This is a genomic window from Bacillus sp. FJAT-14266 (genome assembly GCF_001719225.1).
Taxonomy (GTDB): Bacteria; Bacillota; Bacilli; order Bacillales; family Bacillaceae; genus Bacillus; species Bacillus subtilis.
Genome location: NZ_CP017072.1, coordinates 2457590 through 2470465, shown reverse-complemented (window position 1 = coordinate 2470465; position 12876 = coordinate 2457590). Strand labels below are relative to the sequence as shown.

The following is a 12876-nucleotide window of genomic DNA, read 5'->3' as shown; positions in this document are numbered from 1 at the left end:
GAGAGGAGTGGGAAAATGATAACTGAACAACTGCACATTTCATTAAATAATCCAATCATGTCCAACCACAAGGTATATGGACAAGCGTTATTACCCGGCCTTGCTTATATAGATTTAATCTACCAAGTATTCCAGGAACATGGTTATGCATACCAAGAGCTTGAATTAAAAAACCTGACCATTTTTTACCCTTTGATCGCAGATGAGTCATATGACATTGCCCTGACCATTCACGTGTCTGAAAGAAAGGAAGGGACATGGTCCATCATCATCGACGGACAAAAACAGCATGGAGAATCACTATCTGACAAGAGACAATATGTGACTGCTGACATGCATCGTAAAGAGCAAACCGCTTTTGCCGAATCAATAGACCTTAATCAGTGGAAAAATACAGCTGACAGGATTCTGAATTTAGATGAAATCTATGAACAATGCCGATCTCAAGAGTTAGTGCATACCGGCATGATGAAGGCGGAAGGACAGATTTATGAAGCCAAAGAGGGGGCTTTAATTGATTTAGCAGTCGGACAGGAAGCGTTGCGTCATTCTGATGCTTTTCTGTTTCATCCGACGCTTATTGACGGCAGCGGCATAGGTTCAAGCTGCCTGATCTCAGATCAAACGATGTACCTGCCATTGTATTATGAATCGTTTTCTGCTTCAGAACGATTGCAAAAAGGATGTACAGCACGGATCCTCTCCTCATCTGTGCGCCAAAAGAAAGAACTCACTTATATGACGATTGAATATTTTAATTCATCAGGACAAAAAGTGGCCGAGCTGAAACAATTTGCAGGCAAGTCTGTACGGAATATGTCAGCCTTTCATTCTCCAAAAGAAATTCAAGAAAAAAGAGCTGCTGTCTCTCAGAACATCAGTCGGGACTATCCCGCATTTGAAATGTATTTGCGTCAGCTGCTTGCTAAGCAGCTTGAAAGGCCGGCAGAACAAATGGATATCCACGCTGGGTACTATGAGCTAGGCTTGGATTCTCCGTCATTGCTTACCGTGGTTCAGGAAATTGGAGATAAGGTTGGAGCGGATCTTGCTCCGACACTGCTGTTTGAATTTACAACAATTGCAGAACTAGCTGCTCATCTTGCTGATCAATATTCAATTGGAGAGGCGGACGATGCTGTCCGCCAATCTCCTTCACCAATGAAGGATTCTCCTGATGGTGTTACCTCTTCACCAGAGATCGGTGAGGACATTGCCATTATCGGAATGGCGGGACGCTATCCTAAGGCAAAAAACATACAGGAATTTTGGGAACATCTTAAAGCGGGTACCGACTGCATCACAGAGATTCCAAACTCACGCTGGGAATGGAAAGAAAACAATGGACTGGATTCACCTGCAGGCAAGCCACTCTCGAAATGGGGCGGGTTTATCGAGGAGGCTGATTGCTTTGATCCTCAATTTTTCAGAATCTCTCCGCGTGAAGCGGAAATGATGGACCCTCAGGAACGGTTATTTTTAGAGACATGCTGGGAAGCTATTGAAGATGCGGGTTATACACCAGAGACAATTGCTGCACCGCAGGGAGAAAATAAAAGACAGCATGTCGGTGTGTTTGCCGGCGTAATGCATAAGGACTATTCCCTTATAGGGGCTGAAGCTCTATCAGAACACAATCCATTTCCTTTATCGCTGAATTATGCGCAAATCGCCAACAGGGTCTCTTACTATTGTAATTTCCACGGCCCAAGCATGGCGGTGGACACGGTCTGCTCTTCCTCATTAACTGCGGTTCATCTGGCAATAGAGAGCATCCGGAATGGAGAATGCGAGGCCGCGCTTGCCGGAGGCGTCAATTTGTCACTGCATCCGGCTAAATATATCAGCTATGGCAGTGTAGGGATGCACTCAAGTGACGGCTATTGCCATACTTTCGGCAAAGGCGGGGATGGCTACGTATCTGGAGAAGGTGTCGGCACAGTATTGCTAAAACCGCTGCGAAAAGCTGAACAGGACGGTGACCGAATCTATGCTGTCATCAAAGGCAGTGCGATAAATCATGTAGGAAAAGTAAGCGGAATTACAGTACCGAGCCCGGTAGCTCAAGCTGATGTAATCGAAGCATGTCTAGAAAAAACAGGAATTGATCCGCGCACCATCAGCTATGTTGAAGCCCATGGCACTGGCACCTCATTGGGAGATCCGATTGAAGTACAGGGGTTAGTAAAAGCTTTCAGCCGCAATACGCAGGACAAGCAATTCTGTTCAATCGGTTCTGTGAAATCAAATATTGGCCATGCTGAAGCTGCAGCCGGCATTAGCGGCTTAACGAAGACTGTCCTGCAGCTGCATCATAAAACCTTGGTGCCGTCATTACATTCAGAAGAGCTGAATCCTTATTTGAAGCTTGATCAAACCCCATTTTTTGTCCAGCATGAAACAAAGGAATGGGAGCAGCCATCTTTTACAGAAAACGGGGTGGACGTCACATATCCCCGCCGTGCCGGTTTAAGTTCGTTTGGCGCTTCAGGATCAAATGCGCATCTTATTTTGGAAGAATATATTCCAGCAGAGAGCCATTCAGAGACGATTTTAACGAAAAATGAAGAAATAGTGATACCTTTGTCTGCGAGAAACAAAGATCGTCTGCAGGCTTACGCTCTTAAACTTCTTGATTTTCTTAGCGAGGACGTCAATCTTTTAGCGTTAGCTTATACCATGCAGGCAGGACGGGTTGAAATGGAGGAGCGTGCGGCCTTCATTGTAAAAGACATAAAAGATTTAACGGCTAAACTTCGGGCGTTTGCCAATGGAGAAGAAGAGATCGAGGGCTGCTGGACCGGACAAGCCAAGGAGAATCAGGAGGCGGCTGGGCTAGCATCGGTAAATGCGCTGAATAACAATTTGACAACAGACAGTGAAATGATGGAAATGGCGAAAGCATGGGTTCAAGGACAGCGGGTCACCTGGGACGACCTATACGGCGATCGCAAGCCGCTTAAAATCAGTGTTCCGACCTATCCGTTTGCAAGGGAGCGCTACTGGATCCCGGTTCCTGAAATGAAAACCAGCACTGTGAATCATATCTTACATCCGCTGGTGCACCGCAATACATCAGACTTTACTGAGCAGCGCTTTAGCTCTGTATTTACAGGCACGGAATTTTTTCTTTCTGATCATGTTGTACAGGGACAGAAGATTTTGCCGGGCGTTGCCTATTTAGAAATGGCAAGGGAAGCAGCGGAAAAAGCTGCAGGCGATCTGGACGGCGAACAAAGAGTGGTGTCGCTTAAAGACATTGTGTGGGTGCGTCCTATCACGATTGAAAGTGAACCAAAAGAAATACATATTGGCCTTTTTCCTGAGGATAACGGGGAAATCTCCTTTGACATTTATAGCAGCTCTGAACATAAAGAAGAAGCCCTGACGATACACTGCCAAGGCCGCGCTGTCATTTCAGATGAAGCGGACACTTCCATTTTAAACCTTTCATCAATACAGACAGAATGCAGTTTGGACACAGTGACGTCAGAACAATGCTATGCAGCGTTTCGAAAGATTGGGCTTGACTATGGAGAGGGCTATCAAGGGATTGAAAAAGTCTATGTCGGCAAAGATCAATTGCTTGCAAAAATCTCGTTACCCGCTTTTCTAAAAAACGACAAGCAGCATTTTGCGCTCCACCCGAGTTTGATGGATTCCGCGTTCCATGCCACAGTCGGTTTTATCGTTAGCTCAGTCAATGCCGCTGGACAAGCTCAGACGCTGTCTCTTCCATTTGCGTTGCAGGAGGTTGATATTTTCAGCCCATGTCCAGAGAAGATATGGTCTTATATTCGATACAGTTCAGACAGTAAAGCGGAGGACAAAGTCAGAAAGTATGATATTGATTTATGTGATGAGAACGGACACGTTTGTGTGCGAATGAAGGGTGCCTCGATGCGGGCACTTGATGGAGAGCGGCATTCAAGGTCTCAACTAGTAACTGATTCTCAGCTGACCGGGCATACGATGATGATCCCCGTCTGGGAACCAGTCTCTCTAGAAGCGGAGGATAATGCTTCGTTTGCTGGTAAAAGAGCTGTTTTATGCGGAGCTGCTGAAGCTGATCGGACTTTCATAAAGCATCATTATCCGCAAATTTCCTTTGTCGATATCCGCCCTGCAGATGACATTGAGGCAATAGCGGACAAACTGCAAGCGTACGGAAGCATTGACCATGTCTTGTGGATTGCCCCGTCAGACCTGGAGAATAGTGATAGACAAGGAGAAGCTGTTCTTAACTTATTTAAGTTCGTGAAAGCTTGCCTGCAATTAGGCTATGGCGAGAAACAACTTGAATGGTCTCTTGTGACAATCCAAGCGCAGCCGGTTACGCAACATGAGGCAGTACAACCCGCTCATGCAAGCAATCATGGACTTGCCGGCACAATGGCAAAGGAATATCCACACTGGAAAATCCGTCTTCTCGATCTTGAAAAAGGCTGCACATGGCCGGTAAATCACATGTTTGCGCTCCCAGCTGACCGCCTTGGCCATGCTTGGGCCTATCGTAATCAGCAATGGCATCAGCAGCAATTGATCCCATATCGGCACTCACTGTCTGGCGACACGCTATATCGGAAAGGCGGAGTCTATGTGGTCATCGGAGGAGCCGGGTATATCGGAGAGGCATGGAGTGAGTACATGATCCGCCGCTACCAGGCGCAAATCGTTTGGATTGGGCGAAGTCAACTTAATGCTGCCATCCAGTCAAAAATAGACCGACTTTCGGCGCTTGGCCCTGAGCCTTTCTACATTGCAGCCGATGCAGCCGATAAGCATTCATTGCAGCAGGCTTATGATCAAGTGAAAAAACGTCATCCTCATATTCACGGGATTGTTCACTCTGCGATGGTTTTATTTGAGCAAAGCCTGGAAAAAATGAAGCCGGAAGAATTCACCGCTGGACTGGCGGCGAAGATCGATGTCAGTATGCGGATGGCCCAAGTGTTCCGTCAGGAGAATGTAGATTTTGTTTTATTCTTCTCTTCGCTTGTAGCCCATATCAAAAATGTGAAGCAAAGCCATTATGCCTCTGGCTGTACATTTGCAGATGCTTTTGCTCACCAGCTTTCTCAGAGCTGGGCATGCCCTGTAAAAGTCATGAACTGGGGATATTGGGGGAATAGTGAAGCGGCTGAGGATGAACATTATGTACAGCTCATGAATCAAATCGGCTTAGGTTTAATTGAGCCTGAGGAGGCTATGAAGGCGCTGGAAGCCCTGCTTTCTGGGCCAGTCAGCCAAACAGCTTTCATTCATACGACAAAGCCTGTAGCAGTCGAAGGCGTGAATCAGAATGAATTCATCACTCTTTATCCAGAGCAACCTTCAGCAGATGCAGAGAGCCTGATGGAGCGTCTGCCGACTACGGCACGATTTCAAAGAGTGACACATGAAGAGCTTGATGATCTTCTTTACAGGCTGTTGTTAGGACAGCTGCAAACGGCCGGGCTGTTTGAAGGTTATACATTATCGGTTGAACGTCTTCAACAATATAAGACTCGTGAATTTTATGGAAAATGGATTCGGCAAAGCAGCGAATTTCTCTTGCAGCATGGCTATCTTAAGAAAGTTGGAGATTCATTGGTGAGGAAGGACCAAGCAGAGGATATCGAGCTGCTTTGGCAAGAATGGAATGCGAAAAAAGAAAAGTGGCTTAAAGACAGCGAGACAAAGGCGATGGTTGTATTAGCAGAGGCCATGCTGAAAGCATTACCGGATATTTTGACAGGGAAAGTCCCTGCAACAGATATCATGTTCCCGCATTCCTCGATGGAACTGGTGGAAGGCATTTATAAGCATAACCAAGTGGCAGACTATTTTAATAAAGTGCTTGCCGATACATTATTAGCTTATCTGGATGAACGTCTGAAGCACGACCCTGAGGCATCGATTCGCATTATGGAAATAGGCGCAGGCACAGGCGGCACGAGTGCCGGAATCTTTGAAAAACTGAAACCATATCAAAAGCACATCAATGAATATTGCTATACAGATCTGTCTAAAGCATTTTTGCTGCATGCAGAAAAGGAATATGGGGCGGAAAATCCGTACCTGACATATCAGCTTTTTGATGTGGAAAAACCGATTGACCAGCAGGAATTTGAAGCGGGAGGCTATGATGTCGTCATTGCCGCTAATGTCCTTCACGCAACAAAAAATATCCGTCAAACACTGCGGCATACAAAAGCGGTAATGAAAAACAACGGAATGCTGCTGCTGAATGAAATGGCGGGAAACAGCCTGTTCCCTCACATCACCTTTGGTCTTTTGGAAGGCTGGTGGCTGTATGAAGATCCTGCAGTGCGGATTCCCGGCTGTCCAGGCTTACATCCTGACAGCTGGAAAGCGGCACTTGAAAGCGAAGGCTTTGAATCTGTCTTTTTCCCGGCCGAGGCGGCACATGATCTGAGTCACCAAATCGTCGCAGCCTCAAGCAACGGGCTGGTTCGCCGTATGATGAAAAATGTGATCTTGCCGGAGAAGGTTGTTTTACAAGCGTCTAATCAGGAGCCAGCCTACATTCATACCATAGATTCAGAGGAAGCTGGACAATCAAAACATGCTCTCCTAAGAGAAAAAAGCACAGAATATATGAAAAAACTAATCGGGGAAACGTTGAAAATTCCTGCAAGCAAAATTGAGTCATCTGAACCGCTTGAAAAGTACGGGATTGATTCTATCGTCGTTGTCCAGCTGACAAATACATTGCGTAAAGAATTTGACCATGTAAGCAGCACTTTATTTTTCGAGTACCAGACCATTGACGCATTAGTGGATCATTTCATCAAAACAAAAACAGAAGCGCTGATGAAATTAACAGGTCTTGACCGTCAAGTTCAACAACAGACACCGGCCGAAAGCAGAACCCAATCCTCACAGAAACCTGATCAGGCCGCTAAAAGAACACGGCGCTATCGCAAGCTTGGCTTCAGCGGGGAGAAAGAAACACCGACTAACACTCTTGCAAGCCGTGACGTTGCCATTATCGGCATTTCTGGACGCTATCCTCAGGCGGAAACAGCAGAAGACTTTTGGAACAACCTAAAAGAAGGAAGAAATTGTATTGAGGAAATTCCGAAAGATCGCTGGGATTGGAAAGCTTATTACGATAAAGAAAAAGGAAAAGAAGGATCAATTTATACGAAATGGGGCGGATTTATCAAGGATATGGACAAGTTTGACCCATTATTCTTTCAGATTTCTCCGCTTGAGGCAGAAAGAATGGACCCTCAGGAGCGATTATTTCTGCAAACCGCTTATGCAAGTATTGAAGACGCGGGATACACGCCTGACTCGCTCTGTTCAAGCAGAAAAATCGGCGTCTTTGCCGGAGTCATGAACAAAAATTATTCGACCGGCTACGGCTATTGGTCTATCGCCAACAGAATATCCTATTTACTGAATTTCCAAGGTCCGAGTCTTGCAGTCGATACAGCCTGCTCATCCTCCCTGACAGCGATTCATTTAGCGCTGGAAAGCATTTATAGCGGATCGAGTGATTGTGCCATTGCCGGCGGTGTCAATTTAGTTGTCGACCCGGTTCACTATCAGAATTTATCTGTCATGAATATGCTCTCCGCTAGTGATACATGTAAATCATTCGGCGATGATGCAGATGGATTTGTCGACGGTGAAGGCGTAGGCGCCATTGTGTTAAAGCCGCTGCAGCAAGCAATAGCAGACGGTGACCATATTTACGGTGTGATAAAGGCAAGTGCCATTAATAGCGGAGGAAAAACAAATGGATACACGGTTCCAAATCCTCATGCACAGGCACAGGTAATTAAAGAAGCAATGGAGCGCGCCGACATTCCTGCCCGAACCATCAGTTATTTAGAGGCGCATGGAACAGGCACTGCATTAGGAGATCCGATTGAGATAGCGGGGTTAACAAAAGCATTTGAGAAAGATACGCAGGAGAAACAGTTTTGTGCGATCGGCTCCAGCAAATCAAATATCGGTCATTGTGAAAGTGCAGCCGGAATTGCAGGGCTGACAAAAATACTTTTTCAGTTTAAATATGGCCAAATTGCACCATCATTGCATGCTCAGCGGTTGAATCCGAACATCGAGTTCAGCCATACGCCATTTGTCGTTCAGCAGCAACTTGGTGAATGGAAACGCCCGGTGATTGGCGGGCAAGAGGTGCCTAGGCGCGCTGGCTTGAGCAGTTTTGGCGCCGGAGGGTCCAATGCCCATATCATCCTGGAAGAATATATTCCAAGGACGGGGGCGCAAACGCCGAAAGACCATCCTCCAGCGCTGATTGTGCTGTCGGCCAAAAACATGGAACGCTTGCAAGAAAAAGCGGAACAGCTGCTTACAGCCATCAAACAAAAAAGGTACCGCGAAACAGACCTGATCAGGATTGCCTATACCTTGCAAACAGGCCGTGAAGCAATGGAGGAACGGCTGGCCTTTATAGCGGAATCACTAGAGGATCTTGAGAGAAAGCTGAACGATTTTATCGAAAACAAAGCAGACAGCCTGTATCTGGATCGCATCGATGATAACAAAAAAGCGTTAGCAGTCTTATCAGCGGATGAGGATACGGAAAAAATCATAGAAGCATGGATAAGCAAAGGGAAATACACGAAACTGCTGGATCTTTGGGTGAAAGGCTTGTCTTTCGACTGGGGCATGCTGTACGGCACCCAAACGCCTGTCCGGATCAGTCTTCCGGCATATCCATTTGCAAAAGAACGTTACTGGGCACCAGGCGCGGCAAAGGCTCCGGCGTCTATAGAACAGGATCATGATCAGCAAACAGAAGAACCTTTCAAGGTTATGACTTTTCAAGAAGTGTGGAAAGAAGAGCCGGCGACTCTCACATCGAAACGTATCAAAACGCTCATCTGTTTTCTGACTGAAAGAGAAAAGCAAAACGCATTTGCTTCAGTCCTGAAAAACGTTGATCAAGACACCAAGGTCATTTTTATATCACAGGGCGAAGTGTACAGCAAACAGTCTGAATATAGCTACCAGGTTGTGCGGCAAGAACCCGTTACTTTTGAAAAGGCCTTCCAAAGCATTAAAGAAGAACTTGGAGAGCCAGAAGCATTCCTCTATATGTGGCCTATGGAAGACAAGCGCTGTATAAAGGACCATTCCTGTATTGTTTACCTATTACAAGGTATGTCCGCAGCAAAGCTTCATCCTTCACGGCTGCTGCTGGCAGGATGTTTTGAAGATGGTCTTGACAGAAGCTATCTGGAATCATGGATTGGCTTCGAACGTTCACTCGGGCTTGTCCTTCCGCACACAAAAGTGACTGGAATCTTTCAGCCGGCGGAACAAGGATCGATGGATGATTGGACACGTAATATATGGGCAGAATTACAGGCTTCAACTGAACAAACGGTTTTGTATCAGAATGCGAAACGATATGTAAATCACATTGAACAGACAACGATACAACCGGACGACAGCAAATTGAAGTCTGGCGGTACTTACCTGATTACAGGCGGTGTAGGAGGGCTTGGTTATTTATTTGCCAAGCATTTGGCCAAAAACTATGCCGCAAACCTGATTTTGACAGGGCGGTCGCCTTTTAATGATGAGAAGCAAAAGCAAATAAAAGAATTAAATGATCTAGGCGGCGAAGCGATGTATGCAGAAGCCGATGTGTCTGATCCTATCGCAATGGGAGACTGCGTAAAAAGAGGGAAAGACCGATTCGGTGCCATCAACGGTGTCATTCATGCAGCCGGAATCGAAAGCGACTCTGCTATTTTTGACAAAAAGATCGAAAGCTTCCAGCGCATCATTGAACCGAAAATCAACGGCACGATAGCGCTTGATGAATGGCTTAAAAATGAAGTCCTTGATTTTATGTGTTATTTTTCTTCTTCTTCTGCGGTTTTAGGGGATTTTGGATGTTGTGATTATGCGATTGGCAACAGGTTTCAGATGGCTTACGCACAATACAGAAATGAGCTGCATAACGGTAAAACGTTTGTCATCAACTGGCCTGTATGGAAGGATGGCGGAATGAAGATCGGTGATGAGGAAACAACGGATATGTACCTGAAATCAAGCGGCCAACGCTTCCTAGAAGCCGAGGAAGGCATCCATATGTTTGAGCACATCCTAGCTCAGCAGGATGCTCAGCATCTCGTCATAGCCGGTCAGCCCAGCCGTGTCAGCCGATTTTTAGGAATGACTGAACCAGCTATTCCAGAACCGGCCACTCAAGCCCCTCTAGCACAAGAAAACAAGGATGAGGTAAAAACATTAAGCGTTGAAAAGCGTTTAGAACACGACTTGAAAGAGCATATTCACACATTGCTTAAGATTTCAAAGGACAAGCTGAATTTGAACAAAAATTGGGCCGACTTCGGATTTGATTCAATCTACTTGGCTAAATTCTCGAACGTGTTATCAAAGCATTTCAACATCGAAGTGACACCGGCTTTATTTTTCGGCTATTCGACTTTACAAGAATTGATCGGCTTTTTCTTAACCGATCATAAAGAGCTGATTGAAGCATTTTACCGGGATGATGCATCAGAGGCGCAAAAGTCCCCTGAAGCTTATGCAGCAATTCCTGTAGCTTTAGAACCAGAAGCCAGTAAAAAAAGCATTCGGCAGGTTCACGATGAGCCTATTGCCATTATCGGCATGAGCGGCAGGTTCCCTCAAGCTGATTCGGTCCATGAGCTGTGGGATAATCTGAAAAACGGTAAATCGTGTATCTCTGACATCCCGGGCGAACGCCGGGACTGGGGGAGAGCTAACAGAGATCCAGAAAAAGCAGTGCCAAGGTGGGGTGCATTTTTGAAGGACATAGACCGGTTTGATCCGCTGTTTTTTCAAATATCGCCTAAAGAAGCCGAAAGCATGGATCCGCGCCAGCGCATTTTTCTAGAGGAAGCATGGCACACGTTTGAAGACGCCGGCTATATGGGAGATCGGATAAAAGGAAAATCCTGCGGTGTTTATGTAGGTGTGGAAGAAGGGGAATATGCGCACCTAACCGGAGATTCGGATTACATTAACGGAACACAAAACGCCACATTGTCTGCGAGAATCGCATACGCATTGGATTTAAAAGGGCCTAATATGGCTTTGACAGCAGCATGTTCATCTGGACTGGTGGCGATTCACCAGGCATGTGCAGCTCTGCGTCAGGGGGATTGTGAAATGGCTTTAGCGGGCGGCGTCAGCTTGAATATTTCTCACATGTCTTTTGAGGCGCTGACAAGGGCCGAAATGCTGTCTCCGAACGGACAATGCAAAGTGTTTGACCAGGATGCCAATGGTCTTGTGCCAGGTGAAGCGGTGGCTGCTGTTCTCTTGAAACCATTATCAAAGGCAATTGAAGATAAAGATCATATTTATGGCTGCATCAAAGCCAGCGGCGTGAATTACGATGGCAAAACCAACGGCATTACTGCGCCAAATCCTTTTAGCCAAGCAGAATTGATCGAAAACATTTATGAAAAAAATGAAATCAATCCGCTCGATATTCAATATGTGATGGCGCACAGTACCGGCTCGAATCTTGGTGATCCGCTTGAGGTCCAAGCGTTAACGAGCGTGTTCAGCAAATATACGAAGCAGAAGCAATTCTGTATGATCAGCTCAATTAAACCTTTAATCGGACATACATTTGCAGCGTCAGGAACGGTTGCTTTAATCAGTATGCTGATGGCTATGAAAAACCAGATCATTCCGGCCACTCATCACTGTGAATCGGAAAACCCGTATATTCCGTTTAAAGAAAGCCCATTTGTGCTTTGCAAAGAAAACCGTTCGTGGATCAGGAAAAATCAGAAGCCGAGGATGGGAACGATCAGCACGACTGGAATCAGCGGCACCAATGCACATGCAGTCATTGAAGAATACATTCCGGATGATCAGCCGTCCACACAGCGGCATCAAGGGTCACCGCAGGTCATCGTGCTTTCAGCCCAAAATGACGATCGGCTTCAGGATGCTGCCTGCCGCATGATTGCGTATCTGGAGCAGAATCATAACCTTTCTTTACCTGATGTGGCATATACGCTTCAGGTTGGGAGAAAAGCCATGGAAGCAAGGCTCGCGATCGTTGCAAACAATCAGAAGCAATTGGTGCGAAAATTGAAGGAATATGTGGAAGCAATGAAGAATGGTGGGGTATCAGGCCAACAGAGATCCCTTTATACAGGATATACAGAAGGGATTTTAGAAGAACAAGATGAAGCAGTTCTGCAAGCTCTCGCAAAAGAAAGAAATTTGGAAAACATCGCGGAATGCTGGGTGAAAGGATATCAGATTCCTTGGGAACTCCTTCATGATGGCGATCACGTTCGGATGGTTTCTTTACCTGGTTATCCATTTGCAAGGGAGCGGTATTGGATTTCGTCAGGCACTCAGCAATCAAAGGCCGTTAAACAGCATTCACAAGATATGAAAACAGAGATTGACGAGCCGAATGGCAAAACCCACATTCAAAAGATCATTGTTCAATTTTTAGCACGAGAATTGGGCATATCTGAGGAGCGAATCAATTTCAAAAGAAACTTCCTGGATTATGGGATGGATTCAATTCTTGGCCGAAAATTGATGCGGCATATCGAAAAAACCACGCAGCTGAAGATGGCCGGTCGGGAAATCCTTGAATGTCAGACAGTCCAAGCTCTATCTGACCATTTGGCCTTAAAAGCGGAAAAACAAAATCATAGCGCAGCAGCACATCAAATAAAGGACACGTATACAGACGAGCAAATCATCGGATTAATGCAAGAGGTGGCGCTAGGGAAATTGGATTTTAAGAGTGTGCAAAACATCATAGAAGGGAGTAAATCGTATGAATCATAAAGAAATTCTCGATGCCTTCAGATCAGGAGAATTAACCATTTCTGAGGTGGAAGAACATCTTAAAGG

Annotated in this window: 1 protein-coding gene; it reads left to right on the top strand. The window is 45.9% G+C overall.

All coding sequences use genetic code 11. The features are described from left to right. Positions 1-15 precede the first annotated feature (15 nt). Positions 16-12810, top strand: coding sequence for a polyketide synthase PksM (gene pksM, locus BGM23_RS12850; protein ID WP_029726468.1), 12795 nt, complete (start codon positions 16-18; stop codon positions 12808-12810). Positions 12811-12876 lie beyond the last annotated feature (66 nt).